Annotated in this window: 24 protein-coding genes and 4 pseudogenes; 12 read left to right on the forward strand and 16 right to left on the reverse strand. The window is 74.8% G+C overall.

Features of this window, described 5'->3' with window-relative positions; translation table 11 throughout:
• Positions 1–8: 8 nt before the first annotated feature.
• Positions 9–782, reverse strand: coding sequence for an alpha/beta fold hydrolase (locus MF408_RS15950; RefSeq protein WP_240248520.1), 774 nt, complete (start codon positions 780–782; stop codon positions 9–11).
• A 328-nt stretch (positions 783–1,110) separates the two neighbouring features.
• Between MF408_RS15950 and MF408_RS15955 the strand changes: the two genes are divergently transcribed.
• Positions 1,111–1,698 (forward strand): TetR/AcrR family transcriptional regulator, encoded by a 588-nt coding sequence (locus tag MF408_RS15955; RefSeq protein WP_240248521.1) that lies wholly within the window; start codon positions 1,111–1,113, stop codon positions 1,696–1,698.
• Between the two features lie 83 nt (positions 1,699–1,781).
• Here MF408_RS15955 and MF408_RS15960 read toward each other — a convergent pair.
• The 4 genes and pseudogenes from MF408_RS15960 to MF408_RS15975 all read right to left on the reverse strand — a co-directional run bounded on the left by MF408_RS15960 (position 1,782) and on the right by MF408_RS15975 (position 4,691).
• Positions 1,782–2,209: pseudogene (locus MF408_RS15960) on the reverse strand (organic hydroperoxide resistance protein).
• A gap of 31 nt (positions 2,210–2,240) precedes the next feature.
• Positions 2,241–3,734, reverse strand: coding sequence for an NAD(P)/FAD-dependent oxidoreductase (locus MF408_RS15965; protein WP_240248522.1), 1,494 nt, complete (start codon positions 3,732–3,734; stop codon positions 2,241–2,243).
• A 1-nt stretch (position 3,735) separates the two neighbouring features.
• On the reverse strand, positions 3,736–4,311 hold the full coding sequence (locus tag MF408_RS15970; protein ID WP_240248523.1) for a hypothetical protein: 576 nt from the start codon (positions 4,309–4,311) through the stop codon (positions 3,736–3,738).
• Between the two features lie 158 nt (positions 4,312–4,469).
• The gene (locus MF408_RS15975) at positions 4,470–4,691 is read right to left on the reverse strand and encodes a hypothetical protein (protein ID WP_240248524.1); all 222 of its coding nucleotides are present in this window, start codon (positions 4,689–4,691) and stop codon (positions 4,470–4,472) included.
• A gap of 280 nt (positions 4,692–4,971) precedes the next feature.
• Here MF408_RS15975 and MF408_RS15980 point away from each other — a divergent pair, with 280 nt between their 5' ends.
• Positions 4,972–6,537 (forward strand): long-chain fatty acid--CoA ligase, encoded by a 1,566-nt coding sequence (locus MF408_RS15980; protein WP_240248525.1) that lies wholly within the window; start codon positions 4,972–4,974, stop codon positions 6,535–6,537.
• Positions 6,538–6,882: 345 nt separating this feature from the next.
• Here MF408_RS15980 and MF408_RS15985 read toward each other — a convergent pair whose 3' ends face one another.
• Positions 6,883–7,641: an enoyl-CoA hydratase-related protein gene (locus tag MF408_RS15985; protein ID WP_240248526.1), complete on the reverse strand. Its 759-nt coding sequence runs from the start codon at positions 7,639–7,641 to the stop codon at positions 6,883–6,885.
• A gap of 160 nt (positions 7,642–7,801) precedes the next feature.
• On the opposite strand from MF408_RS15985, the gene MF408_RS15990 reads away from it, so the two are divergent.
• From MF408_RS15990 to MF408_RS16015, 6 genes are read left to right on the forward strand one after another with little or no spacing between them, the layout of a single operon-like run.
• The gene (locus MF408_RS15990; RefSeq protein ID WP_240248527.1) at positions 7,802–9,373 is read left to right on the forward strand and encodes an ATPase, T2SS/T4P/T4SS family; all 1,572 of its coding nucleotides are present in this window, start codon (positions 7,802–7,804) and stop codon (positions 9,371–9,373) included.
• Positions 9,340–9,948, forward strand: a complete 609-nt coding sequence (locus MF408_RS15995) for a type II secretion system F family protein (protein ID WP_240248528.1) — start codon at positions 9,340–9,342, stop codon at positions 9,946–9,948. The genes MF408_RS15990 and MF408_RS15995 overlap by 34 nt, the downstream gene beginning before the upstream one ends.
• On the forward strand, positions 9,945–10,871 hold the full coding sequence (locus MF408_RS16000; RefSeq protein WP_240248529.1) for a type II secretion system F family protein: 927 nt from the start codon (positions 9,945–9,947) through the stop codon (positions 10,869–10,871). Before MF408_RS15995 ends, MF408_RS16000 begins: the two co-directional genes overlap by 4 nt.
• A gap of 29 nt (positions 10,872–10,900) precedes the next feature.
• A complete protein-coding gene (locus MF408_RS16005; RefSeq protein ID WP_240248530.1) occupies positions 10,901–11,080 on the forward strand; it encodes a hypothetical protein in 180 nt (59 codons plus the stop codon).
• Positions 11,081–11,119: 39 nt separating this feature from the next.
• Positions 11,120–11,908 carry a TadE family protein gene (locus MF408_RS16010; RefSeq protein ID WP_240248531.1) on the forward strand — a complete coding sequence of 263 codons (789 nt, stop codon included), beginning with the start codon at positions 11,120–11,122 and terminating at the stop codon, positions 11,906–11,908.
• Between the two features lie 19 nt (positions 11,909–11,927).
• On the forward strand, positions 11,928–12,335 hold the full coding sequence (locus tag MF408_RS16015; protein WP_240248532.1) for a pilus assembly protein TadG-related protein: 408 nt from the start codon (positions 11,928–11,930) through the stop codon (positions 12,333–12,335).
• Between the two features lie 83 nt (positions 12,336–12,418).
• Here the strand turns inward: MF408_RS16015 and MF408_RS16020 are convergent, their stop codons facing one another.
• The 6 genes and pseudogenes from MF408_RS16020 to MF408_RS16045 form a co-directional block, all read right to left on the reverse strand.
• Complete coding sequence (locus MF408_RS16020) at positions 12,419–13,342, reverse strand: NADP-dependent oxidoreductase (protein ID WP_240248533.1); 924 nt, start codon at positions 13,340–13,342, stop codon at positions 12,419–12,421.
• Positions 13,343–13,548: 206 nt separating this feature from the next.
• A complete protein-coding gene (locus MF408_RS16025; protein ID WP_240248534.1) occupies positions 13,549–14,460 on the reverse strand; it encodes a lysophospholipid acyltransferase family protein in 912 nt (303 codons plus the stop codon).
• A 10-nt stretch (positions 14,461–14,470) separates the two neighbouring features.
• The gene (locus MF408_RS16030) at positions 14,471–16,051 is read right to left on the reverse strand and encodes a lactate racemase domain-containing protein (RefSeq protein ID WP_240248535.1); all 1,581 of its coding nucleotides are present in this window, start codon (positions 16,049–16,051) and stop codon (positions 14,471–14,473) included.
• A 10-nt stretch (positions 16,052–16,061) separates the two neighbouring features.
• Entirely contained in the window at positions 16,062–17,249 is a 1,188-nt protein-coding gene (locus tag MF408_RS16035) for a zinc-binding dehydrogenase (RefSeq protein ID WP_240248536.1), read from the reverse strand.
• 5 nt (positions 17,250–17,254) lie between these two features.
• A complete protein-coding gene (locus tag MF408_RS16040) occupies positions 17,255–17,935 on the reverse strand; it encodes a haloacid dehalogenase-like hydrolase (RefSeq protein WP_240248537.1) in 681 nt (226 codons plus the stop codon).
• A gap of 212 nt (positions 17,936–18,147) precedes the next feature.
• A pseudogene (locus MF408_RS16045) lies at positions 18,148–19,773 on the reverse strand (SDR family oxidoreductase); the annotation flags it as partial.
• Positions 19,774–20,180: 407 nt separating this feature from the next.
• Here MF408_RS16045 and MF408_RS16050 point away from each other — a divergent pair.
• Genes MF408_RS16050 through MF408_RS16060 form a run of 4 tightly spaced genes read left to right on the forward strand, consistent with a single transcriptional unit; the run spans position 20,181 to position 22,515 of the window.
• Complete coding sequence (locus MF408_RS16050) at positions 20,181–20,456, forward strand: AIR carboxylase family protein (protein WP_240248538.1); 276 nt, start codon at positions 20,181–20,183, stop codon at positions 20,454–20,456.
• Entirely contained in the window at positions 20,453–21,283 is an 831-nt protein-coding gene (gene larE, locus MF408_RS16055; protein WP_275693194.1) for an ATP-dependent sacrificial sulfur transferase LarE, read from the forward strand. Before MF408_RS16050 ends, larE begins: the two co-directional genes overlap by 4 nt.
• A gap of 31 nt (positions 21,284–21,314) precedes the next feature.
• The gene (gene larC / locus MF408_RS25645; protein WP_275693195.1) at positions 21,315–21,644 is read left to right on the forward strand and encodes a nickel insertion protein; all 330 of its coding nucleotides are present in this window, start codon (positions 21,315–21,317) and stop codon (positions 21,642–21,644) included.
• On the forward strand, positions 21,625–22,515 hold the full coding sequence (locus tag MF408_RS16060) for a LarC family nickel insertion protein (RefSeq protein WP_275693196.1): 891 nt from the start codon (positions 21,625–21,627) through the stop codon (positions 22,513–22,515). The genes larC and MF408_RS16060 overlap by 20 nt, the downstream gene beginning before the upstream one ends.
• Positions 22,516–22,527: 12 nt before the next feature.
• Here the strand turns inward: MF408_RS16060 and MF408_RS16065 are convergent.
• The 4 genes and pseudogenes from MF408_RS16065 to MF408_RS16080 all read right to left on the reverse strand — a co-directional run.
• A pseudogene (locus tag MF408_RS16065) lies at positions 22,528–23,240 on the reverse strand (response regulator transcription factor).
• Positions 23,237–23,941 (reverse strand): sensor histidine kinase, encoded by a 705-nt coding sequence (locus MF408_RS16070; protein ID WP_240248539.1) that lies wholly within the window; start codon positions 23,939–23,941, stop codon positions 23,237–23,239. The pseudogene MF408_RS16065 and the gene MF408_RS16070 overlap by 4 nt, the downstream one beginning before the upstream one ends.
• Positions 23,925–25,292: an MMPL family transporter gene (locus MF408_RS16075; RefSeq protein ID WP_240248540.1), complete on the reverse strand. Its 1,368-nt coding sequence runs from the start codon at positions 25,290–25,292 to the stop codon at positions 23,925–23,927. Before MF408_RS16075 ends, MF408_RS16070 begins: the two co-directional genes overlap by 17 nt.
• 476 nt (positions 25,293–25,768) lie before the next feature.
• Positions 25,769–26,632, reverse strand: a pseudogene (locus MF408_RS16080) (MMPL family transporter); the annotation flags it as partial.
• Positions 26,633–26,634: the final 2 nt, after the last annotated feature.

The raw sequence follows: 26,634 nt of genomic DNA on the forward strand, positions 1-26,634 counted from the left end.
GCCATCGCTCAGGACATCTCCGCCGCTCCGCCGGCCGCGACCGCCACGCTCTGCGCCGCCTGGTGGATGGTGCCGGCGACGGCGTCCGGCTGGGTGAGGAACACCGCGTGGCTCGCGGCGACCTCGGTGACCACGGCTCCCATCCGCTCGGCCATGTGGCGCAGCATCGCGAGGTCGAACGCCTTGTCGTCGGTCGCGATCACCGCCCAGCTGGGCCTCGTCCGCCAGGCCGCCTGGCTCACCGCCTCGGCGAAGGCCGACATGTTGATCGGCACCTGGGAGTCCCGGAGGAAGGCTGCCTCGGTGCTGCCGGCGTCAGCGGCGAACCCCGCCTCGAACTTGTCGGGGCGCAGGAACCCGAAGCCGTCCGCCCCGGTGTCGATGACGAAGTCCGGCGTCGCCGCGAACCCGTCGTACTGCTGCGCCGTCGTCTCACCGGAGTCCGGGGCGAGTGCCGACACGTAGACCAGGCCGCCGACGTTGGGGTGGACGCCCGCCTCGGTGATCACGGTGCCGCCCCAGGAGTGACCGACCAGGATCGTCGGCCCGTCCTGGAGGTCGAGCACACGGCGCGTCGCCGCGACGTCGTCGTCGAACGAGGTGAGGGGGATCTGGGCGATGGTGACGCGGTGGCCGCGAGCGGTCAGCCGGTCGTAGACGCCCCGCCACCCGGAGCCGTCGGCGAAGGCCCCGTGGACCAGGACGACGTTCCGCACCGCCTGGCCGTCGGGGAGGGGGTCGGAGGTGTACGTCGGCTCGGCAGGTCTGGTGTCGGCGGTCATGCTCGGTCCTCTCGTCTCGCGTCCGCCACGCGCGGACGTCGGACTCCTGAACGTAGGGATGCCGGCGGTGCGCCGCTTCGGTCAGATGACTCAATCGGGCCGGGACGGGCCGGGCCGGGACGGGACGGGCTGGACGGGCGGGGACGTCATGCGATCCGTGGGCGATCGCCCACGGATCGTCTGACGTCCGGCGTGCGTCGCCCGGTGTGGACGGCCTGGCAGCTGGCCGCGGTGGTGGTGATGGGGGGAGCGGATGTGGGCGTAGGGGGGGCGCGGGCGCCCTGAGCGCACCAGTCGTAACGATCGTTCCTTCCGGTAGACTGGGGTCATGCCAGCGAAGACCCGCACCGACCGCGTCTCCGAGCCGCGCGAGCGGCTGCTGCGCACCGCGAGCACCATCTTCTACACGAAGGGGATCCACGCGGTGGGGGTCGAGGAGATCGTCGACACCGCCGAGGTCACCCGGTCGACGCTCTACCGGCACTTCCGCAGCAAGGAGGAGCTGGTCGTCGCCTACCTGAGGGCCGCCAGCCAGGGCGAGCGGTCGCAGGTCGCCGCGCTGCTCACGGAGGACCAGTCGGCCGCGGACGCGGTGCGCACCGTCGCCAGGGCGGTGGCCGGGCAGATCGCGAACCCGATGTTCCGCGGGTGCGCGTTCCTCAACGCGGCCGCGGAGTACCCCGACCCGGACCACCCGGTGCACCAGGCGATCCTCGAGCACCGGCAGTGGTACTTCGACCTGGTCGCCGCGCAGATGGAGCGGCTCGCGGGCCGGCCGGCCCGCGACGCGGCCGAGGTCTTCGTGCTGCTGCGCGACGGCGCGATGACCGCGGGCTGCCTGGCCGACCGCGAGCGGGTCACCGCGAGCTTCCTGCAGGGCGTCGACGACCTGGTGCTGCGGGTCCGCGCCGCCTGATCGGCACAGCATGAGCCCCGGTTGCGGCGCATCGGAGCTGCGCCGCAACCGGGGCTTCGTGGTTGCCCGATGACCGGCCGCCGTCAGGCGACGGTCGCGTCCACGGTGACCGGGATGTTGCCGCGGGTCGCGTTGCTGTAGGGGCAGACCTGGTGGGCTTCCGCAGCGAGGTCGTCGGCGACCTCCTGGGACACGTCGGTCAGCTCGACGTGGAGGGCGGCGCCCAGCGAGAACCCTCCGCCCTCGGTCGGGAGGAGCTGTACGTCGGCCACGACAGCCGAGTCGGCGAGGGTCAGCCCGCGCCGGCTCGCGACCAGCTTGAGCGCGGAGTGGAAGCAGGAGGCCCAGCCAGCGGCGAACAGCTGCTCGGGGTTGGTGGCGCCGCCGGGTCCCCCATCTCCTTCGGGATCGCCAGCATGATGTCGACCAGGCCGTCGTCGGTGCGGGTATGGCCTCCGGCGCGGCCGTCCCCGGTGGAGATGGCGGTCGCGGTGTAGAGGGCTTCAGTCATCGTCGTGCTCCTTCTGTGTGGGTTGGTGAGCTCAGCTCGGTTGGTGAGAGATGGGGCGGCCGTAGGTCTCGAGCAGGCGCAACCAGACCTCGCTGACCGTCGGGTAGGCGGGCACCGCGTGCCACAGCCGCTCGATGGGGACCTCCCCGGTGATCGCGACGGTGGCGGCGTGGACCAGCTCGGCGACGTCGGGGCCGACGAAGGTCGCCCCGAGGACCACCTCGCGGTCGGCGTCGACGACCAGTCGGGCACGGCCCTCGTAGCCGTCGGCGTGGAGCGACGCCCCGGCGACCGCGCCGAGGTCGTGGTCGGCCACCTTCGTGGGGAAGCCGGCGGCCTCGGCTGCCGCGGCGGTGAGGCCGACGGAGGCGACCTCGGGGTCCGTGAACACGACCTGGGGCACCGCCTGCCGGTCGGCGGTCGCAGCGTGCCACCCCCAGGGCCGGTCGTCGAGCGGGCTGCCGGTCGCGCGCGCCACGATCGCGTCGCCGGCGGCCCGGGCCTGGTACTTGCCCTGGTGGGTGAGCAGCGCACGGGCGTTGACGTCGCCGACGGCGTAGAGCCAGCCGTCGTCGACGACGCGGCCGTCGCCGTCGGTGACCCGGAGAGTCTCGTCGACCGTGAGCCAGCTGCCGTCGGTGAGACCGACGGAGCCGAGGCCCAGGTCGCGGGTGCCGGGGGTGCGGCCGACGGCGACCAGCACCTGCTCGGCGCGTACCTCGCCGCCGCCGACGAGGTCGAGGACGACCTGGCCGTCGACGCGCTCGGCGCGGACCACCTCGACGCCGAGCCGCACGTCGGTCCCCGCGGCCTCGAGCGACCGGATGACGAGCTCGCCGGCGAACGGCTCCGCCGTGGGCAGCACGCCGTCGCGCGCCAGCAGCGTCACGGACGAGCCGAGCCCGACGTACGCCGTCGCCATCTCCGCCGCGACGACCCCGCCGCCGATGATGGCCAGGCTCCCGGGGACCTCGTGCGCGGACGCAGCCTCCCGGCTGGTCCACGGCGAGACGTCGGCGAGGCCGGGGATCGGTGGCAGCAGGGCCGCGGTGCCGGTGGTGACCACGACCGCGTGCCGCGCGGTGAGCACGACCGGCGGCTCGCCGTCGTCCACTGGGGTGACGGTCACCTCGCGCGCGGCGGTGAGCCGGGCCCGGCCACGCACGAGGTCGATCCCGGCGCTGTCGAGCCAGGCGACCTGGCCGTCGTCCTGCCAGGAGGAGGCGAACCGGTCCCGCCGGGCGAGCACGGCGCTCGCGTCGACCCGTCCGGTCACCGCCTCGCGGGCGCCGGGCACCCGCCGCGCGGCCTGCACGGCGGTGGTGCTGCGCAGCAGCGCCTTGGTCGGCATGCAGGCCCAGTAGGAGCACTCGCCTCCGACCAGCTCGCGCTCCACGACCACCGCGGTGAGACCGCCGGCGACCACCCGGTCGGCCACGTTCTCACCGGTCGGTCCGGCGCCGATGACGACGACGTCGTAGCTGCGCACCTCCCCCGCGGGGGCGTCGGTTCCCTCGGTGGTCATCTCAACCCACCTGGGCGGGCGAGCGGTCGGCGCTGCGGCCGAGGCGGATGGCAGAGGCGAGGAAGAAGAGGCCGCCGAGCGTGGCGTAGCCGGCGATGGACGTGAGCGACGTGGCGTCGCCGGCCATCGCGATGAACGAGAGACCGGCGAGCACCGAGATGCCGCCGCTGAGGATCATCGGCCACTGGCCGCCGAGGGCCTTGCGGAGGACGGCGACGACCAGCTGCACGGCGCCGGCGGCGACGGCCCAGGCGCCCCACACGACCAGGATGTCGCCGAGGTCGTCCTTCCCGACGGCCAGGAGGGCGACCGCAGCGGCCGCGCTGAACGCCATGTTGAGGTAGAGGATGCCCGTCGGCCGTCCCGCAGCCGTGGCCGACCGCGCGTCGACCACCGCGGCGGCGAGGTCGAAGAGCGGGTAGAGCACCGCGAGCGCGAAGGCGAACGTCCCGAGCGGGGAGTCGGAGGTCGCGGCGAAGAGGCCGGCCCACACGATCGCGAAGCCGAAGCGGGTGAAGTAGAGGCGTCGTAGTGACGGCGCGTTGGACGGCCGTGCGGCCATGTCGGTGGTGGACATCGGGACTCCTTGGGTCGGTGTCGCTCTGTCAGAGCGAACGATCGTTCTGATCATGGCGCAGCGACACCGGGAAATCAAACCGAACGTTCTGTTCTTTGGTTCGGTGCGGTCCGGCGGATGTCGACCGGCGTGCGGGTTGCCTCGCGTCGGGGTGGCGGTTATCGGGCGCGGTTGCGCGGGTGCTGACGGGCGGTGCGCTCGTTGCCGCGGCGGTAGTTGCCGGTGAGCCGGGCCATCAGCTCCTGCGGGTCGCTCGCGTCGACGTCCGCGAGGAAGTCCCGGGCCCGCCGGCCCCGCAGCACGGTCGCGCGCCGGCCGTGGTGGTAGATCACGACCTCGTCGCCGACCTGCTCGTACTCGAACCCCTCGGGACGACCCACAGCTCTCCCTCCGCGTCGCCGGATTCGCCGATCCTTGCAGGCGGCGGCTGCGGGCCACGTGAGGTTTCCCCGGCCGACCGGGGAAACCTCAACCTGTCGGGCAAAACAATGCCGGACAAGTGGAGGTTTGCCCGTCACGTCGTGAGGGATTGCCCGTCACGTCCCGCCGCAGCCGGCGCCGGGCCCACGACGCGCGGCCTCCTCCGGGGCCGCCGGCGGGGCCCCGGCCTAGACTGCGCGGCACCACGGAGCGCCCCCGAGCGATCGAAGGGAAAGTCGCATGACGAACCTGGCCATGTTCCTCGACGACACCGCACGGGAGCACCCCGAGCGGACGGCGATCGTGCTCGGCGACGTCCGGGTGCCGTACGCGCAGGTCGACGCGGCGGCCAACCAGGTGGCGAACCTGCTCGTCGAGCGGGGCGTCGAGCCCGGCGACAAGGTGGCGCTGAGCTGCCCGAACCTGCCGCAGTTCACCATCGCCTACTTCGGCATCCTGAAGGCCGGGGCGGTCGTCGTACCTCTCAACGTGCTCCTCAAGGGCCGCGAGATCGCCTACCACCTCGCCGACAGCGACGCGAAGGCCTACCTCGCGTTCCAGGGCACCCCGGAGCTGCCGATCGGTGCCGAGGCCCACGCCGGGTTCTCCGAGGTGGACGGCTGCGAGCACCTGTTCCTCATCACGGTCGACCCGGCCGCCCCGTCGCCGATCGAGGGTGTCGAGACCCTCGGGCAGGCGATGGCGGGCCAGGCGCCGACGTTCGCGACCCGCGACGTCGACGACGAGGACACCGCGGTGATCCTCTACACCTCCGGGACCACCGGCCAGCCCAAGGGCGCCGAGCTGCGGCACCGCAACATGCGGTCGAACGCACTCGTCGGCAAGGAGCTGTTCGGCGCCGACCCCGAGCGCCCGGACACCTACCTCTGCGTCCTCCCGCTGTTCCACTCGTTCGGGCAGACGGTGATCCAGAACGGCGCGTTCGCGTTCGGCGGCACCCTGGTGATGCTGCCCCGGTTCGAGGCGGGTGCGGCGCTGGGGCTGATGCAGCGCGAGAAGGTGACGTTCTTCGCCGGCGTGCCGACCATGTACTGGGGTCTCCTCGGCGCCCTGTCCGCCGCCGGCGACAGCGTCGACGTCCAGCAGATCGCCGCCGGCCTGCGGGTCGCGGTCGCGGGCGGGTCGGCGCTGCCGGTGGAGGTGCACCGGCAGTTCGAGGAGCGCTTCGGCGTCACGATCCTGGAGGGCTACGGCCTCTCCGAGACCTCGCCGGTCGCCTCGTTCAGCAAGTACGGCGAGCCGGTGCGGGTGGGCTCCATCGGCGTTCCGATCCCGGGCGTGGAGATGAAGCTCGTGGCGGCCGACTCCTGGGAGGAGGTCACCGACCCCGACGGCATCGGTGAGATCGCGATCCGCGGCGAGAACGTGATGAAGGGGTACTACAAGCGCCCCGAGGCCACGGCCGAGGCGATCAGCCCGGAGGGGTGGTTCCGCTCCGGCGACCTGGCCCGCAAGGACGCCGACGGCTGGTACTACATCGTCGACCGCTCCAAGGACATGATCATCCGGGGCGGGTTCAACGTCTATCCCCGCGAGGTCGAGGAGGTGCTGATGACGCACCCGGCGATCTCGCTGGCGGCCGTGATCGGCGTCCCGCACGAGTCCCACGGCGAGGAGATCAAGGCGGTGGTCATCCTCGAGGACGGCGCGTCCGCCACCCCCGACGAGATCGTCGACTGGAGCAAGGACCAGCTCGCCGCCTACAAGTACCCGCGGATCGTCGAGATCGTCGAGCGGCTCCCGATGACCGCCACCGGCAAGATCCTCAAGCGCGAGCTCGGCTGACCGCGCGCTCGGCCCGCAGCGCCGAACGCCGCACCTTCCCGGCGTCGTCGCGGAGCGGGGCATCGGTGAGCTCGTAGCTGCGCGGCAGCTTGTAGCGGGCGACGCGCGCCCCGAGGAACGACTCGAGCTCCTCGACGGTCGTCGCCGACCCGCTCGCCGAACGTCGTGCCGCCCCTCTCGCCGCTCTCCTGATCCACCTGGCCGGCCTCCTGTCGAGTCATGCGGCCGTCGCTCCGAGACGATGACAGTCAGTCATGACTGTCTGCCAACCGTGGCGTGCACAGGCGGCAGCAGCCCGCCGTCGGCGCCGTCGATCTCGGTCCACGTGGCCCGATCGCGCAGTCCTCAGCCGCGGGCGATCCGCTCCTTGATCGCGGCCACGCCGGCGACGAAGCCGGGCAGGGTGGTCGACCACCGTTGCGCCTCGGTCTCGAGCGCAAGCGCCTCCCGGTGTTGGGTGAGCGTGGCACTGGTGCGGAACGACGCCACCATCCGGCGCGCGAGGTCCGCGTCCAGGCCGTCCAGGCCGCTGGCGACCCGCACCGCCGCCTCGACGAGGTCGCCCTCGACGACGTCGAGCACGAAGCCGACGCGCCGCGCGTCCTCCGCCGACCAGGTCTGCGAGAGCAGGCAGGCGGCCGCGGCCTGCTGGTAGCCGACGGCGCGCTGCAAGAGGTACATGTGCCCGCCGCCCGGGTGCAGCCGCAGCTGCGCGAACCGGGTGTCGAACGACGCGCGCGGCCCGGCGATCCGGAGGTCGCAGGCCAGGGCCAGGTTCATGCCCGCGCCGACGGCGGGACCCCCGACCGCGCCGATCGTGAGCAGGGGCGAGTGCAGGACGCGCAGGAAGCCGTCGTACACCGCCTCGACGGGCCCGAAGTCGCCGTCCGCCGCCCGGAGCAGCGTGTCGAGCTCGGCGCCGGCGCAGAACGCCCTGCCCTCGGCGGCGACCACGGCGGCTCGCACGCGCTCGTCGGCTTCCGCCTCGTCGAAGGCGGCTGCGAGGCCCGCGACCAGCTCGGGGGACAGGACGTTGCGCCGGTCCGGGTCGTCGAGGGTAACGATCGCGACCGAGCCGGCGATGGACAGCTGCACACCAGTCATGGGGGGACATCCTGTCAACCGACCACAGGTCGGCGGGACCGGGCGACGCGTCCCTCGTCGGTCGTCGGTTCTCCACATTTGACTTCGACCCCTCGCGGGGAGCGCCGGTCCTGTTCTACGTTGCTGGGCAGCCACCGGATCTCAGCTCGGGAGAGTCGCCATGGCCGTGCTCCAGCCGACACCCACCGGCGTCGGGCCGCGCCGCGCGGTGCTGCCCGGGCCGGAGGACGTGGCGGGTGCGCTGGACGAGGTGCTGCGGGAGGCGGTGCGGCGCGCGGGCATCGACCCGCAGCGCGAGGTGGCCGCCGTACGTCGCCTGGCCGAGGGCGTCGTCCGGGAGCACGACGAGCGGAGCCTGACCGGCGCGGTGCCGTCGGTGGCCGACGTCGACGGGCTGGTGGCCGAGCTGGTGGCGCGGGTGTCGGGGTTCGGGCCGCTGCAGCCCTACCTCGACGACCCGACGGTGGAGGAGGTGTGGATCAACTCGCCGGACCGGGTGTTCGTGGCCAGGAACGGGCGGCACGAGCTGACCAACCTGGTGCTCACCGCGGCGCAGGTGACCGAGCTGGTGGAGCGGATGCTCAAGACCACCGGGCGGCGCGTGGACCTGAGCCGGCCGTTCGTGGACGCGATGCTGCCGCAGGGCCACCGGTTGCACGTGGTGCTGGAGGGCATCAGCCGCGGCTTCTCGGCGGTCAACGTGCGGAAGTTCGTGGTGCGTGCGGCGAGCCTTGCCGAGCTGGTCGACCTGGGCAGCCTGACGCCGTCGGCGGCGCTGTTCCTCGAGGCGTCGGTGCGGGCCGGGCTCAACATCCTGGTCAGCGGCGGCACCCAGGCCGGCAAGACGACGATGCTGAACTGCCTGGCCGCCGCGATCCCCGGTGGGGAGCGGGTGATCTCGGTGGAGGAGGTGTTCGAGATCCGGTTCCCGCACCCCGACTGGGTCGCCCTGCAGACGCGGCAGGAGGGGCTCGAGGGCACCGGCGAGATCCGGCTCCGAGACCTGGTCAAGGAGTCGCTGCGGATGCGGCCCAGCCGGATCATCGTCGGCGAGGTGCGGGCCGAGGAGGCGCTCGACCTGCTGCTGGCGCTCAACAGCGGGCTTCCCGGGCTCTGCACCATCCATGCCAACAGTGCGCGGGAGGCGCTGACCAAGGCGTGCACGCTGCCGCTGCTGGCGGGGGGAGAACATCTCGGCGCGGTTCGTCGTGCCGACCGTCGCCGCCGCCGTCGACCTGGTGGTCCACCTCGAGGTCGACCACCGCGGCGCCCGGCGGGTGACGGAGATCGTGGCGGTTCCCGGCCGCACCGAGCACGACGTGATCGAGACCGAGCCGGTCTTCGAGCTGCGCGGCGGCGTGCTGCAGCGCGGGATGGGGATGCCGCCGCGCATCGGCAACTACGAACGGGTCGGCGTCGACGTACGCCGTCTCCTCCACGAAGCCGGCTGACGTGGGCGCGCTGGTCGGGCTCGGCGTGGGGGTGGGGCTGCTCCTCGTCTGGTCGGCGTTCGCGACACCGCGGCACCGGAACCCGCGGCCGGCCGGGCCGGGGCGGACCGAGCGGATGCTCGCCGAGGCGGGCATGGGTGCGGTGTCGCCGCGCTCCCTCGCCGCGCTGTGCCTCGTCTCCGCGGCGGCCACCTGCGTCCTCGTCCTCGCGGCGACGCAGACGCCGCCGCTCGCGGTGGTCGTCGGCGTGCTCGCGGGCTACCTGCCGGTGGCGCTCGTGAACGGCCGCGTACGGCGTCGGCGCCGGGAGCTCGCAGAGGTGTGGCCGGAGGCGGTGGACGACCTCGCCTCGGCGGTGCGGGCCGGGATGTCGCTGCCCGACGCCGTTGCCGCGCTGGCCGTGCGCGGACCGGAGCCGCTGCGTCCGGCGTTCGACGCGTTCGCGCTGGACTACCAGGTCTCCGGCCGGTTCGGCGACTGCCTCGACCGGCTCAAGGCGCGGCTCGCCGACCCGGTGGGCGACCGGGTGGTCGAGGGGCTCCGGATCGCGCGGGAGGTCGGGGGCGGCGAGCTCGGACGCCTGCTCCGCAACCTCTCCGGCTACCTCCGCGACGAGCTCCGCACCCGCTCCGAGCTCGAGGCCCGGCAGTCGTGGGCGGTCAACGGCGCCCGGCTCGCCGTCGCCGCGCCGTGGCTGGTCCTGCTCCTGATGTCGTTCCAGACCGACGTCGTGACCCGCTACCGCTCGACCGCGGGCACCGTCGTGCTCGCGGTCGGCGCGGTCGCGTGCGTCGCGGCGTACCGGCTGATGATGCGGATCGGCCGGCTCCCCACCGAGCGGCGGATCCTGTCGTGACGCCCGCGGTGTGGGGCGGGCTGCTCGGCGCCACGACGGCCGCCGGCGTCGTACTCGTCGCCGGTCGGGTCGCCGCGCTCCGCCGTCCCGACCTCGGCGCCCGGGTGCTGCCCTACCTCCGCGACCTCACGCCCACCGCCGCGCCGCGGTCCCGCGAGCCGCGGTCCGCGCTCGGGGCGCTGACCGGCCCGGCGCTGGAGTCGGCCGCCCGGACGGTGGAGCGGGTCGTCGGCGGCGCCCCGTCCGTACGACGCCGCCTGGCCCGCGCCGGTCTCGACCGCACCGTCCACGACTTCCGGGTGGAGCAGGTGGTGTGGGGCCTGGTCGGGTTCGGGGTGGCGGCGGCCTACGGGCTGGTCACGGCGCTCTCCCGCCCGGCCAACAGCGTCGCGCTGCTCCTGGTCTGCGTCGTCGGCTTCGTCCTCGGCGTGCTGCTGCGCGACCAGGAGCTGACCGCACGGGTGCGCCGACGGGAGCGTGCCGTCGTCGCCGAGTTCCCGACCGTCGCCGAGCTGCTCGCGCTCGCCGTGGCGGCGGGGAGGGGGCCGGTGACCGCCCTCGACCGGGTCGTCCGGCGCTCGCGCGGCGCCCTGTCGGCCGACCTGGCCGAGGTGCTCGCCGCCGTCCGCACCGGCGAGCCCGTCGCCGCCGCGTTCGACCGGCTCGCCGCCCGCACCGGTGTCCCGGTCGTCGCCCGCTTCGCCCACGGCGTCGCCGTCGCGGTCGAGCGCGGCACGCCGCTGACCGACGTGCTGCACGCGCAGGCCGCCGACGTCCGCGAGGCCGGGCGCCGCGAGCTCATCGAGCAGGCGTCGCGCCGGGAGATCGCGATGATGGTGCCCGTCGTCTTCATCGTGCTGCCGGTGACCGTCCTCTTCGCCTTCTGGCCCGGGCTGGTCGGGCTCTCGCTGACCGCCCCGTGACCTCGGATCCACCTCGGGAAGGAATCGACATGAGACCGCTCCTCCGCCTCTGGGTGTGGTGCACGAGCCGGCCGCGCGACGAGCGCGGCGACGTGCCCGGCTGGGTGCTCGTCACCGTGATGTCCGTCGGGCTGGTCGGCATCATCTGGACCGTCGCCGAGGACGAGCTCGGCCGGATGCTGCGCAGCGCGCTGCGGTCGGTGCAGTGACCACGGCGCCGCGCCAGCGGCGCGGCCGTCGTCGACTTCGTGCTCGTGCTGGTCGTGCTCGTCCCGCTGGTCGTCGGCATCCTCCAGGTGGGGCTGGTCCTCCACGTCCGGTCGACGCTCGCTGCGGCGGCGTCGGAGGGCGCGCGCTACGCCGCCACCGCCGACCGCGGCCCCGCCGACGGGGTGGCGCGCACCCGCGCTCAGATCGACGAGGCGGTGGCGGGGGCGGTTCGCGCACGACGTCGAGGTGCGGCGGGTGCTGGTCGACGGGCTGCCCGGGGTGGAGATCACCGTGCGGGCGGAGGTGCCGGCGCTCGGCCTCGGTGGACCGGCCGTCTCGTTCTCGGTCACCGGCCGCGCGGTGGAGGAGGCGCCGGAATGACGCGTCGCGACGAGAGGGGCAGCGCGATCGTCGAGCTGGTGTGGCTCGGCGTCCTGCTGCTGGTGCCGCTGCTGTGGATCGTGCTGTCGGTCTTCGAGGTGCAGAAGGGGGCGTTCGCCGTCACCGCGGCGGCCCGCGCCGCCGGCCGGGCCTACGCGCTCGCGCCGACCGACGCGGCGGGCGAGCGGGCGGCGTACGACGTCGCCCGGCGGGTGCTCGCCGACCACGGGCTCGCGGACGCCCGGCTGCGGGTGCGCGTCACGTGCACGCCGTTCCCCGACCACTGCCACAGCGGCACCTCTGTCGTCACCGTGCGGGTCGAGAGCGGCGTCGAGCTGCCGCTGCTGCCCGAGGCCCTCGGCGGCGGGGCGCCGTCGTTCGCGCTCGACGCCACCCACACGGTGCCGATCGGGCGCTACCAGGAGGTCACCGGTGCCGCGCCGTGAGCGGAGCGACCGCGGGCAGGTGAGCGTGCTGATCATCGGATTCGCGCTCGTGGTGGCGATGCTGGTCGTGGTGGTCGTCGACGCCAGCGCCGCCTACCTCAAGCGGCAGAGCCTCGACTCCCTCGCCGACGGCGCCGCGCTCTACGCCGCGGACGCCGCTGCGGAAGGGCACGACGTCTACACCGGCGGGCTCGGCGACGACGACCTGCGGCTCAGCGCCGGCGTCGCCCGCGCGGCGGTGCGCGCCTACCTGCGCTCCACCGGCGCCCTCGCCGCCCACCCCGGCCTCACCACCGTGGTGACCGTCGACGCCACCCGGGTGCGGGTGACGGTGGCCGCGCCGGTCGACCTCCCGCTCACGCTGCCCGGCGGGCCGGAGCGACCGGTCGTCCGTGCGGTGGGGTCGGCGGTCGTCCGGCCGGAGTGAGTCGCGTCGGCGCCGCGCACCGGCGCCGTCGCGCGCACGCGCTGCGCCGCGCGCCGCGTCGCGTCGCGTCGCGTCGCGTCGCCTCACACGGTGACGACGATCTTGCCCCGCGTGTGTCCCTCCTCGGAGGCCCGGTGGGCGTCGGCCAGGCGCTCGAGCGGGTACGTCGCGGCGAGGTCGACCCGCAGCCGGCCGTCGTCGGCGAGGGCGCGGAGCTCGTCGAGGTGAGCCCGCTCCGGACGCACGAACACGTAACGCCCTCCGAGCCCGAGCACCGTCGCGGGGTCGACGACCGACGCGACGCGGGCGGGGTCGCGCACCTGCCGCGGGGCGTCCTCGAGCGCGTCGCCCCCGACCAGGTCGAGGACCGCGTCGACGGGGAAGTCGAGCTGCTCGCTCACCGGCCCGGCCGTGTAGTCGACGACCTCGTCGGCACCCAGGTCGCGCAGGAAGTCGTGGTTGTGCGGCCGGGCGGTGCCGACGACCGTCGCCCCGCGGGCCTTCGCGACCTGCACCGCCATCTGCCCGACGCCGCCGGCGGCGGCGTGGACCAGCAGCCGATCGCCCGGCCCCACCTCGAGCGCCTCGACGACCGCCTGCCACGCCGTCAGGCCGGCCAACGGCACGGCGGCCGCCTCCTCGAACGTCAGCGCCGCCGGCTTGCGCGCCACCGTGCGCTGCGGCGCCGGCACCAGCTCGGCGCAGGTGCCGTGCCGGACGTCGTCGCGCCGCACGTAGCCCCACACCTCGTCGCCGGGCCGGAGCCCGGTGATCACCGCCGGCCCGACCGCCTCGACGACGCCCGCGACGTCCCAGCCCGGGACGATCGGCAGGTGGTGCGGGTAGGCGCCCTGGAGGTGCCCCTGGCGGATCTTCCAGTCGACCGGGTTGACGCTCGTCGCGCGGGTGCGCACCAGCACCGTGTCCGGACCCACCGGCGGCACGTCGACGTCACGCACCTCCAGCACGTCCGCGTCGCCGTAGCGGTCGTAGACCACTGCTCGCACCGGCCACCTCCGAGATCCGCGTGCCCGTGGTCGGGCGCGTCCTCCTCGCCGGTACCCGCCGCTCCTCCCGGCAACGCGCTCCGCGGACCGCGCTCCCGCGGACGTCATACGGCGCGAGGGCGATCGCCCACGATTCGTATGACGTCCCGCGCCCGCACCGGCCGGCCGGCACGGTTCGTATGACGTCCGGCGAATCGGCCCCGCACCTACCCCCAGGCCCGCCTCGGCTCCGCCTCGGGCGGCTGCGTCGACTCCCACACGCGGCGCCACTCGGCGACCTCGGGGCCGGCGGGGTCGGGGGTGGTGCCGGAGGCGGCGCGGCGGAGGGCGGCGTACCAGCTCGTGGCGTCCTCGTCGAGGAGCTGGGCGACGCCGGCGCGCACGCGGCGGGCGAAGTCGCGCACCGACTCGTCCTCCCCGGGCACGAGCGGGTCGCCGAACCGCACCCGGAGCGTACGGCGGCCGCGGCCGGGCCAGCCGGCACCGCGCGGCATCGCGGCGAAGGTGCCGCGGTGGGCGACCGGCACGACCGGCACGCCGTGCTCGACGGCGAGGAACGCCGCACCGAGCCGGAACGAGCCCATCCAGCCGTCGCGTGACCGGGTGCCCTCGGGGAAGATCACGAGGCTCCAGCCGTCGGCGAGCACGTCGCCCGGTGTGGTCGACAGCGACCCGCCGCGGCGGTCGATCGGCAGGGTGTTGAACAGCAGCGAGGAGCCGACCGCCCGCCACCAGGTGTCGAAGAAGTAGTCGGCGGCGGCGGCGACCGCGGTGCGGCGGCGCCACTCGTCCGGCAGCGACAGCAGGATCAGCGGCGTGTCGAGGTGGGAGGCGTGGTTGGCGGCGAAGATCACCGGGCCGGTCAGCCGGTCGAGCACGTCGACGCCCTCGGCGCGGGCGCGCACCTGCGAGCGGAAGAGCGGCTCCAGCGCGGCCTTCTGGGCGAGCTCGCGCACGGCCGCGGCGGCCGGGGTGCGCGACCAGTCGTTGGGATAGACGTTGGGCGACGACGGCGGCACGAACGGCTCCGCCGAGCGCGGCACCTGCGAGCGGTGGCCCCAGCGCCAGCCGCGCTTGACCTGCCGGACGTCGGCGATCGTGTCCTGGAGGAATCCCACGCCCGCCTCCTCAGCGCACGTCCGCAAGCAGGTGCGGCGGGTTGTGCAGGTAGGTGATCGAGGGCGAGGAGCCGACGGTCGACGACGCCATCTCCAGCGCGTCGCGCAGCGTGGTCGCCGTACGGAAGCCCATCCGGCCGGCGGCCTTCGGGTCGCCGCCCACCCAGATCACGTCGCCGAGGTGGTCCATCCCGTGCGCCGCCCAGTACCACATGTAGAACGGGTGGACGCCGTGGTAGGCGTGCGACGTCCGGTAGAGGTGGATGTACCAGGGATCGGTGGCGAACTGCTGCTCGAACTTCTCCCCGACCACCATCGGGTCGGTCGACTCGGCGAGCACCTCCTCGTAGAAGTCGACGTACGACGGGTGGTGCAGCGTGTTGAAGCCCTCGTCGAGCGGGTGGTAGAGGATCGCCACGCCGCCCTGCCGCACGACCGGCCGGCCGAGGTAGGAGTTGAAGTAGTAGCCCAGCCCCATGCAGGTGGCGAGGATCGGGTTCATCCGGCTGTTGACGTTGTAGGGCCCGAGGTAGGGGATGCCGAGGACCAGCACGTCGGACTGCCCGTCGACCTCGACCCGCTGCTGCCGGTGCACGTTGCGCAGGGTGCGGTGGTGGACCGCCTCGACCTCCCCGGCGTTGATCCCGGTCAGGTTGTAGGCGGCCCGCAGGTCGTGGAAGGTGCGGTGGCGCAGCTTCTGCGGCATCAGCGCCAGCCCGCGCCGCATGCCGAGCGCGGCGGCCTGGTCCTTGACCGACCACTCCCACTCCCGCTTCATCAGGAACTCGTAGGGCTTGGGGAAGACGGTGTTGTCGACGGTGGTCTCGATCTGGAAGACCTTCACGTGCTCCTTGACCACCGCGCCCATCCGCCACGCGGAGTGGTGCATCGCCGAGTGCTTGTGGTCCATGAACGACCGGCTGTGCACCATCGTCCGCGCGTTGTGGTGGTGCCGCAGCGAGCGGTACGACGCCAGTCCGATGCCGACCGACTTGTGACCGCCGTCCATCGCGACCAGGTTGACGTTGACGTAGACGAGCAGGTCCGACTCGGCGGCCCGCTTGCTGATCTCGACGTCCTCGCCCTTCTCAGTGGTGCCGAGGTGGGCGAGGTTCGCCCGGTCCTCGGCGTCGAAGTTGTAGAGGGCGCCCTGCGGCCAGAACGAGCGGAACACCCGCTCGCCGACGATGTGGCGGATCTCGGCGGCGGTCATCCGCCGGTGCAGCGCGTTGGCGGCGACCAGTTCGACGTCGTCGACGCCCGCCCGGGCCGCGAGCTCGAGCACTTGCTCGATGATCCGGCCGCGGATGTCGGGCGCCCGCATCGGCGGCAGCGGCAGCGACAGGTCGTCGAACGCGATGGTCAGCCGCATGCCGGGCTTCAGCAGCGCGGGCAGCGGCTCGGAGTCGACCGGGTGGTGCAGCGCGTCGCGGATCGCCTCGTCGACGTCGGGCACCGCCGGGACCGGCTCGGGCGGGTAGACCACCCGAGTGCCGATCGGGAAGTCCTCCAGCCGGAAACCGAGGCCCTCGTGCACGAGCAGCGGCGGGGTGCGGTCGTCGACCTCCAGCACGAAGCCTGGTCGGGTCATCGGGCGCTCCTCAACTGGTCCTCCTCGGGTCGAACGCGACCTTGACGGTGCCGAGCCGCCCGGCGGAGTGCGCGTGGTCGAGCGCCTCCCGCCAGCGGTGCAGGGGATAGGGGGCGACGGACTTGGACATCCGGGCCACGGCGTCGTGCGCGACCAGGCCCAGCGCCTGGTCGAAGGACCGGTCGGCCCGCGCCGAGGCGTAGGTGCCGACCAGCTCGAGCTCGCGAAACCAGGCCGCCGACAGGTCGGCCTTCGCCGGCATCCCGGAGAGCACCACCCGGCCGCCGGCGCGGGTGGCGTGGAGGCAGGTCTCCAGCGAGGCGGTGCTGCCGACGGCGTCGAGGGCCACGTCGACGCCGCCGAGGAGGTACGGCGACGCGAGCTCGGGCTCGAGGTGGAACGCGCCGGTCGCCCGCCGGATCCGTCGCAGCGCCTCACCCGGCGCGACCACCTCGGTGGCGCCGAACTCGAGCGCCAGCTCGCGCTGGTGGCCGTGCTTGGCGACGACCACGATCTCGCCGGCCTCGGTGAGCTCGCGCAGCGCCAGCGTCGCGAGCAGGCCGACCGCCCCGGCGCCGGAGACCAGCACCCGGTCGCCCGGCCGCACGCCCGCCCGCCGGGCGGTGTGCACCGCGCACGCCACCGGCTCGGCCAGCAGCGCCTGCTCGTCGGAGAGCCCCTCCGGCACCGGGTGCAGCTGCGAGCGGTGGGCCGTGAGCTGCTCGCCCCACCCGCCGCCGGTGTCGTGGGCAGAACCCGGTCTGCAGGCCGGGGAGAGGTCGCCGACGGTGATCCGCGAGCACCGGTTGGTCTCGCCGCGCTCGCACGCCTCGCACGGGTCGACGCCGCGGGCCGCGCAGGCGAGCACCGGGTCGACGACGACCCGGGTGCCCGCGGGCAGGTCGTCGCAGTCGTCGAGCAGCTCGGCGACCACCTCGTGGCCGGGCACGAACGGCAGCGACACGACCGCGCTGAAGTAGAGCGACGTGGTGCCCGACAGCATGCCGAGGTCGGAGCCGCAGATGCCGGAGAGCCGCACCCGCAGCCGGGCCCAGCCCGGCCGTCGTACCCGCGGCGGGTCGAGGGTCACCAGGCGCAGCGGCGCCGCGACGCCGGTCAGCATCAGTGGGATCCGCCCGCCGGCGGCCTTGCCGATGATCGTCCGCGGGACGCTGCGGTACATCTCCAGGGCCAGCATCCGCGTCACCACCGGGTGGCGGGGTCGAGGACCCGCCGGGACGTGCCGGAGGACGCCCAGTCGACGATGTTCCAGTGCTTGCGGCGCGCGTGGCGCAGCAGCGCGACGTCGGGCCGCACTGCCACGGCGTGCCCGACCGCCTCGAGCAGGGGCAGGTCGGAGTGGGAGTCGGCGTAGGCGAACGAGGCGGCGGTGTCGACGCCGTTGCGGCGCGCGAAGTCGCGCACGAACGCCGCGCGCGCCTCGCCGACCAGCGGCGACGACGTGAGGTGGCCGGTGCACCGGCCGCGGTCGTCCACCGCGAGGTCGGCCGCCTCGACGTGGTCGAACAGCGGGTCCAGCGGCCGGGTGAGCGGCCGCAGGGCGCCGGTGATCAGCACGGTGAGGTGGCCGGCGGCCCGGTGCTGGCGCACCCGGCGCACGGCGTCCGGCGCCAACCGCTCCAGCACGTACGACGTCAGGTGCCGGTCGACGATCGCGTCGAGCTCGGCGCGGGTCGCGCCGGCGTACTCCTTGTAGACCGCGCGGAGCATGCCGGTGCGGTCGCGGCGGTCGGCGGCGAGGATGCCCGGCACCCGGCCGGCGACCCGTGCCGCCTCCGCCGCCTTCCGGCCGGGCGGCAGGTCGGCCAGCCGGAGCCACAGGTAGGTCTCGACCACGTTCGACGACAGCAGGGTGCCGTCCATGTCGAAGAACGCGGCGACCCGCCCGCCGGGCCGCTCCTCCTGGCGGTCGGGCGCGGCCGGCTCCAGCACCGTGAGCCGGGCCGGGTCGCGGTGCTGGCGGCGCTGCGCAGCTGCTCCAGGTCGCGGATCGGCCGGGTGACCGAGGGGGTGTGGATCTCGCGGAGGTAGCGCTCCCAGTCGATGGCCGCGGTGTCGAACGGGAAGGTCTCCCGGTCCTCGGGGGTGAGCGACTCGAACAGCGCCAGCATGTTGGTGTCGACGAACCGCAGCTCCGCCTGCGCGTACTCGGCGTAGATGTCGAGGTAGCGGCGCAGGAACCGGAGCCGGCCGCCCTGCCGGTCGAGCCGGCGTGCCCAGTCGGTGGTCCGCCGGCCGCGCGGCGCGAACTCGATCGCCCGCTCCGCCACCTCGTGCGCGCGCTCGCCCAGCCGCATCATCCGCTCCACGGCCGGGCCGCCCGGCCAGGTCCAGACCGGGAGCCGCACGTGGCCGCGGGGGCCGGCGGCGAACGGGTTGTCCTGGAAGTAGGAGCGGATGTGCTCGTAGAGCATCCCGAACGTCACCGGGTTGCGGTCGCCCGAGGAGAGGTGGAAGTACGCCGGCCGGCCGGGCTCCGGCGGGTCGGCGAGGCAGGCGATGATCGAGGCGACGACGAGGTCGACGGGGACGATGTCGATCGTGGTGTCGGCGGCGCCCGGGAAGAGCGGCAGCTCGCCGCGGCCGTAGGCGAGGATCAGCGGCTCGGCCATCTTGAAGCCCTCGATCCAGCCCGGGTGGGGCCGGTCGAGCGCGGACTCGATGATCGTCGGCCGGTAGACGGTCACCCGGCGGCCCCGGGCGGCGTACTCCTCGACGACGCGCTCGCCGAGCGCCTTGGTGAAGGTGTAGGAGTCGGTCCAGCCGAGGCTGCGGGCGCGCTCGGTGCCGAGCCGCACCAGCTGCTCCTTGACCCAGCGCCGTCGGGCCTCCTCGGTGGCGGCCGCTGCCGTGATGAGCCCGGCGCGGCCGTGGTCGCGCTCGGCCCGGCGGCGGGCCTTCTCGAGGACCTCGACGCTGCGCGAGCGGGCCTCCACGTCGTCGGCCTGCGCGAGTCCCCACGCGAGCTCGGCGTCGACGTCGACGGCGTGGTCGAGCGACTCCTCGAAGACCGCGCCGCGTCGCCGGCCGGCGACGTAGGCGGTGGAGACGTGCAGGTAGTGGACGTCGCGGGTGCCGCCGGCCGTCGCCTCGTCGACCCGCTCGAGGAGCCGGCGGGTGCCGACGACGTTGGTGCGGAACGCCTCGTCGACAGGCGGGTCGAACGACACGTCGCCGGCGCAGTGGACCACCGCGTCGAGGTCGGCGGGCAGCGCCGGCGGGTCGGCGAGGTCGCCCTCGAGCACGGCGACACGGGAGGCCAGCAGCGCCTCCGTGCCGCCGGCGCGCTCGACGACGTCGGCGAAGATCGGCTTGCGGAGCAGGTCCGCGACCCGCTTGCTGCCCGGTGTCGAGCCGCGCGGCCGCACCAGGACGGTCAGCCGCACTCCCGGCACGTCCGTCAGCAGCCGCTGGAGCAGGGCCTCGCCGACGAAGCCGGTGACGCCGGTCAGCAGCACGTGCGACCCGGCCAGCCGCTCGCGCACCGGCGGCAGCGTCCGGCGCTCGCTGGGGTGGGCGCTCAACCGACCTCCCTCGTGCCGCCCGGGTCGGCGGCGGTGGCTTCGAGAATCCTGCCCCCGAACCGTTGCACAACCGAGGGGCGAAGGGAATGAGCAGCAGCGGACTCGGCGGTTCGTGGCCGCCGTCGGCCAGGCCCGGTGTGGAAGGATCGACGCCGTGGGCGACCAGGCGGTGGGCACTGCGGGGACCGGCGGCGAGCTGGTCCTCGACCTTCACCGGCGGGCGCGGACCGGGCTCGCCGAGGCGGTCTACGCGCCCGGGAAGTCGCCGCAGCAGTGCGCCGCCGCCGTCGCCGGGCTGCTCGACGGCGGGGACGGGCCGGTGCTGCTGACCCGGGCCGACCCCGACCAGGCAGCGGCTGCGACGGCGCGCAACCCGGGCTCGGTCGCGTCGCCGCACGGCAGCCCGTCGGACAGCCTGCGCACCCTGGCCTGGCGACCGCTGACCGGTCGGACCGGCGACGTGCTGGTGCTGACCGCCGGCACCGGCGACCTCCCGACCGCCCGCGACGCCGCCGCGGTGCTGTGGAGCCTACGGCGTCGAGGTCGCGGTCGTCGCCGATGTCGGGGTCGCCGGTCTGCACCGCGTGCTCGCGCACCAGGAACGGATCGCCGCCGCCGACGTGGTCGTCGTGGTCGCCGGCATGGAGGGCGCGCTCCCGAGCGTCGTCGCCGGGCTCACCGCGGCTCCGGTCATCGGCGTGCCGACGAGCACCGGCTACGGCGCCGGGCTCGAGGGCGTGACCGCGCTGCTGTCGATGCTGGCCTCGTGCAGCCCCGGCATCACCGTCGTCGGCATCGACAACGGCTTCGGCGCCGGCTGCGCGGCGCTGCGGTTCCTCAACCGCCGGGAGGCGCGGTGACCGCCCTCGACGACAAGCTCGCCGCCCTCGACGAGCGGCTCCGGGAGCTGGGCTCGGTGCTGGTGGCGTTCTCCGGCGGCGCCGACTCCGCCTTCCTCCTCGCCGCCGCGGTCCGGGCGCTCGGCCCGGCGCACGTCGTGGCCGGGACCGCCGTGAGCCCGTCGCTGCCGGCGACCGAGCTCGCGGCGGCACGCGACTACGCCGCGGGCCTGGGCGTCGACCACCGCACGCCGTCGACCGACGAGCTGGCGCGGCCGGCGTACGCCGCCAACGGTGCCGACCGCTGCTTCCACTGCAAGAGCGAGCTGCTCTCGGTGCTCGCACCGGTCGCCCGCGACCTCGGCGTCGCGGCCGTCGCGACCGGCACCAATGCCGACGACGTGCGCGACCGGTTCCGGCCCGGCATCCACGCGGCCCGGCTGGCCGGGGCGGTGACGCCGCTCAGCGACACGGGCTTCACCAAGGCCGAGGTCAGGGCGGCCTCGCGGGCGTGGGGACTGGTGACCGCCGACAAGCCGGCGGCCGCGTGCCTGTCGAGCCGGGTGGCCTACGGCATCCAGATCACGCGTGAGCGGCTGGGGCGGGTGGAGGCCGCGGAGCGCGACCTGCGGCGCGCGCTGACCGAGGCGGGCCTCGCCGTGCGCGACCTGCGGGTCCGCGACCTCGGCGACCGGGCCCGGGTCGAGGTCGACCGCGACCTCGTCGCGGCGCTGGAGGACCGGCCGGAGCTGCTCGCCGCGGTGGCCGGGTTCGCGACGGTGGAGGTCGATCCCCGCGGGTTCCGGTCGGGCTCGCTCAACGAGGCGTTGTCGCGGCGTGGGAGCTGACGCGACGGGACCGGCCGCTCCGGCGGGCAGCGTGCTCTGGATCGACGCGAGCAGCGGCGTCAGCGGCGACATGCTCCTGGGGGCGTTCGTCGACGCCGGGGTGCCGCTCGACGTGCCGCAGGCCGCCGTCGACCGGCTCGGTCTCGAGGAGACCGTGTCGCTGGTGCAGGAGCCGGTGACCCGGTCGGGGCTGCGGGCGACGTGGGTGCGGCCCGTGGTGCCGGAGTCCGACCGGCCGCGCCGGCTCGCCGACGTCGTTGCGCTGCTGGAGCGGCTCGACGAGCCGGTGCGCGCGACCGCCACCGCCGCCTTCCACGCCCCTGGCCGAGGCCGAGGCGGCCGTGCACGGGACCACGCCTGACGACGTGCACTTCCACGAGGTCGGGGCTCTCGACTCGATCGCCGACGTCGTCGGGGTCTCCGCGTGCGCCCACCACCTGGCGGCCGGCCGGGTCGTGTGCAGCCCGATCGCCCTCGGGGGCGGCCGGGCCCGCACCGCCCACGGGTCGATCCCCGTCCCCGGGCCCGCGGTGACCGAGCTGCTGCGGCGGCACGCGGTGCCGGCGTACGGCGGACCGCTCGACGTCGAGCTCGCCACGCCGACCGGGGTGGCGCTGGTCGCGGTCCTGGCCGACGAGTTCGGGCCGATGCCGGCGCTGGTGCCGGCCGCGACCGGCTCCGGCGCCGGCGCCCGCGACCCCGAGGGCCACGCCAACCTGCTGCGGGTCGTCGTCGGCGCGGCACCGCCGGCTCCGGCCGCGCTGCCGGTCGAGCCGGCGACCGTGCTGGAGGCCAACGTCGACGACCTCGACCCGCGGCTGTGGCCGGCGGTTCTCACGCTGCTGCTCGACGCCGGCGCCGACGACGCGTGGCTCACCCCGATCGTGATGAAGAAGGGCCGCCCGGCCCACACGGTCGCGGTGCTCTGCGCGCCCGGCGACGCGGACCGGCTGGCCCGGCTGCTGCTCGCGCACACGACGACGATCGGCCTGCGCCGCCGCCAGGTCGAGAAGACGCCGCTCGAGCGCGAGACCGTCACCGTCGAGGTGCACGGCTCGTCGGTGCGGGTGAAGGTCGCCCGCCTCGACGGCGAGGTGGTCAACGTCAACCCGGAGTACGACGACGTCGCGCGCACCGCTGCGGAGAGCGGGCGCCCGGCCAAGATCGTGCTGGCCGAGGCCCAGCGTGCGGCTGCCGGGTTGTGGGACGGCGGGGGCAGCAGCCGGGCGTGACCGCGGCCGGCGCTACGTCGACCGTCCGCCGCCGCGACTGTCCTCGGGACGGCCGTCGGCCGGGACCTGCGCCAGCCCGGCCTGGAACGCGATGACGACGAGCTGGGCGCGGTCGCGGGCATGGAGCTTGGTCATCGCGCGCTGGACGTGGGCGCGGACGGTGAACGGGCTGACGACCATCCGCTCGGCGATCTCCTGGTTGGACAGGCCGGTCGCCACCAGCGCCACCATCTCCCGCTCGCGGGCGGTGAGGACCGCGAGCTGCTCCGGGTGGCGCGCGGCCGGCTCCTGTGGGGTCGCCAGGAACCGTGCGACCAGCGAACGGGTCGCCGCCGGCGACAGGAGCGTGTCGCCCGCGGCGACCGTGCGGACGGCGTCGAGCAGCGCCTCCGCGCCGATCCCCCTTGCCGATGAAGCCGCTCGCGCCGGCGCGCAGCGCCTGCGCGACGTGCTCGTCGGTCTCGTAGGTGGTGAGGACGAGCACGCGGCACTCCCGCAGCTCCGGGTCGGCACAGATCTCCGCCGTGGCCGCGAGCCCGTCCACGTCGGGCATCCGGATGTCCATCACCACGACGTCGGGCCGCAGCTCGCGGGTGAGCCGCACCGCCTCCCCGCCGTCGGCCGCCTCGCCGACGACCGTGATGTCGTCGGCGGTCTCGAGCAGCGTCCGGAACGCCTCCCGCAGCAGGGGCCTGGTCGTCGGCGAGCAGCACGCGGAGGGTCACGCGACCTCACCGTCCTTCCCGTCGTCGGCCGCGCCCGCCGGCTCCTCGGTCGGCGGGAGCGGCAGGTCGGCGGAGACCAGGAAGCCGCCCTCGGGACGCCGTCCCGCCGACAGCCGACCCCCGACCGCCGTCACCCGCTCCCGCATGCCGATCAGCCCGTGGCCGGCCCCGTCGGCTCCGTCGTCGACCCCGCCGTCGGCCCGGTCGGCCCCGTGGGCCCCGTCGGCCCCGTCCTCGGCAGGTTGCCGCCCGTCGTCGGCGACGGTGATCGTCACCCGGTCGGGGCGCCAGGTGAGGCCCACCCGCGCGGAACCGGTGCCGGCGTGCTTGGTCACGTTGGTCAGGGCCTCCTGGACGATCCGGTAGGCGGTGAGGTCGACACCGGGCGGCAGCGGTCGCGGTGGGCCGTCGTGGTCCACCGAGACCGCCAGCCCGGCCCGGTCGAAGGACTCCACGAGCGCGGGGAGGCGCGCCAACCCGGGCGCCGGCTCCGCGGTGGCGGGGTCGTCGGTCTGCCGGAGGAGGCCGACCGTGGCCCGCAGGTCGTCGAGGGCGCCGCGGGTGGTGTCGACGAGGTCGCGGAGGCTGGCCCGGGCCTGCTCCGGGCGGGCGTCGAACACGTGCAGGGCGACCGAGGCCTGCGCGTTGGCGAGCGTGATCTGGTGGGCGACCAGGTCGTGGAGCTCACGGGCGATGCGCACCCGCTCCTCGGCCACCCGGTGCCGCGCTTCGCTCTCGCGGGTCTGCTCGGCGCGCCGGGCCCGCTCCTCGACGGCCGCCAGGTAGGCGCGCCGGTTCTGGGTCGCGCGCCCGAGCACCCCGGCGACGAGCGGCGCCGCCACCACGGTCACCGCGCGGCTCACGTCCCCGCCCGAGAACGACGACTCGAAGAACGGGGCGACGGCGACCGGCAGCACCGACGCCGGCAGCAGCACCGCGACCGCCACCCGCCGCTCGACGCGCACCGCGAGGAAGTAGGCGCTGAGGACGGCCGGGGTCAGGGCGAGCGGGCTCAGCAGGAGCCCGAGCGGCGCCACGAGCATGCCGCAGGCGGTCGTGGCCGCCACGGCGGCCACCGGCGCCCGGTGGCGCAGCGGGAGCAGGGCCGACGACACCGCGCCCACGACGTACGCGGCGATCGGTGGTGGGGCGAGGGTGTCGTCGAGGTGCAGCGTGCCGCCGAGCAGGCAGAGCGCGTACGCCGTCGCCACGACCGCTCCCCTCCCGCCACCGCGACACGTGCGGAGGCAGGAGGGAGCCGGCCGGGCTCGTCATGGCCGGCGTTACCGCCCCGCCGCCGGACCGGCCGCCCCCTGCTCCGACGGGCTCCGTCGCGGGGGAGGTTCCGGGCCTGCTCAGCGCGTCGCCCTCGACGTCGACGTTCGGCAGCACGCGGTCGAGGATACGAGGGATCCACCACGCCCGGTCGCCGAGCAGGGCGAGGACCGCGGGGATGATCGCCATCCGGACCACGAACGCGTCGAACGCGACGGCGGACGCCAGGCCCACGCCCATCGTCTGGATGGTCGGGCTGTGGATCCCGATGAACCCCGCGAAGACGCTGACCATGATCACTGCGGCGGCCGCCACCACGCGACCGCTGTGCCGGAAGCCGGCGACGAGCGCGTCGTGCGCGGACGCGCCGTGGGCGTAGGACTCCCGCACCCGCGTGAACAGGAAGACCTGGTAGTCCATCGCCAGCCCGAACACGATGCCGATGACGAGGATCGGCATCAACGACATCACCGGGCCGGTCTGCTCGATGCCGATCAGGTCGGCCCCCCAGCCCCACTGGAAGACCGCGACCAGGACGCCGAACGCCGCACCCACCGACAGGAGGAAGCCGAGGGCGGCGGTCACCGGCACCAGCACCGAGCGGAAGACGACGAGCAGCAGGAGCACCGCGAGACCGATGACCACGGTCAGGTAGGGCAGCAGGGCGTCGGACATCGCCTCGGAGATGTCGATGTTGAGCGCGGTCCGCCCGGTGACGAGCACCGCGGCGCCCGTGTCCGCCTCGACGCCGTCGGCCGCGGCCCGGATGTCCTCCACGAGGTCGCTGGTGTCGCTGCTGGTCGGCGCCGACGTCGGGACGGCGGTGAGCACCGCGGTGTCCCCGGCCTCGTCGAGCACCGGGTCGCCGACCGAGGCGATCCCGTCCATCGCGCGGAGGATGTCGACCACCTGTCCGGTCGCGGCCGCCGGGCCGTCGGCTCCCCGCCAGGTCGACGACGACGGTCAGCGGGCCGTTGAAGCCGGGGCCGAAGCCCTCGGAGAGCAGGTCGTAGGCGCGGCGCTGGGTGGTCTCCACCGGCTTGGACTCGTCGCCGGGCAGGCCGAGCTCGAGGGCGAGCGCCGGAGCGGCCACGGCACCGAGCCCCAGGCCGGCGACCAGCAGCACGGCCGCCGGGCGGCGGAGGACGAACCGCGCCCACCGGGTGCCCACGGTGGGGCGGCTCGCCGCGGCGGACGCGGGCGCCGTGCTCGGGGTCCCCCTCGCGGAGAGACCGGCGCGCGGCACGGGACAGGACCCGGCGACCGAAGGCCCCCAGCAGCGCGGGGACCAGGGTGATCGCGACGAGGACGGCCAGCACCACGGCGCCCGCGCCGGCGAGACCCATCTTGGTGAGCTCGGGGATGCCGACGACCCCGAGACCGACGAGGGCGATCACGACCGTCGCGCCGGCGAACACGACGGCCGACCCGGCGGTCCCCACCGCCCGGCCCGCGGCCGCCTCCGGCTCCCAGCCGGCGGCGCGCTCGTCGCGGTAGCGCGAGGTGATGAACAGCGCGTAGTCGATGCCGACCGCCAGCCCCAGCATCAGCGCGAGGATGGCGACGGTCGACGTGAGGCCCAGCGGCGACGCGAGCGCGGAGACGAGACCGAAGGCGATCGCGACACCGGAGAGCGCGGTCAGCAGGGAGAGCCCCGCGGCGACCAGGGAGCCGAGCACCAGCACGAGCACGACCGCGGCGACGGCCACGCCGACCGCCTCGGTGGCGCCGCCGGGGGCCACCTCCGCGTCGAGGGCCTCACCCCCGATCTCCGCCGTCAGGCCCGCGTCCCGGGCCCGGTCCGCGGCCGCCTCGAGGGCGTCCTTCGTCGCGTCGCTCAGGTCGACGGCGTCCGCGGTGTAGGTGACCGCGGCGAAGGCGATGGTGCCGTCCTCGCTCACCGCACCGTCCTCGAACGGGTCCGAGAGCGACGCGACCTGGTCGCCGCCGGCCAACGAGCCGAGGGCGTCCTCGACGGCCCCCTGGTGCTCGGCGTCCGTGATCCGCTCCCCGTCCGGGGCCTGGAAGACGAGACGGGCCTCGGCCCCCTGCGCGTTGCCCTCGGGGAACCGGTCGTCGAGCAGGTCGAAGGCCTGCTGCGACTCGGTCCCGGGCATGG

The sequence above is a fragment of the Nocardioides sp. TF02-7 genome (assembly GCF_022437945.1).
Taxonomy (GTDB): domain Bacteria; phylum Actinomycetota; class Actinomycetes; order Propionibacteriales; family Nocardioidaceae; genus Nocardioides.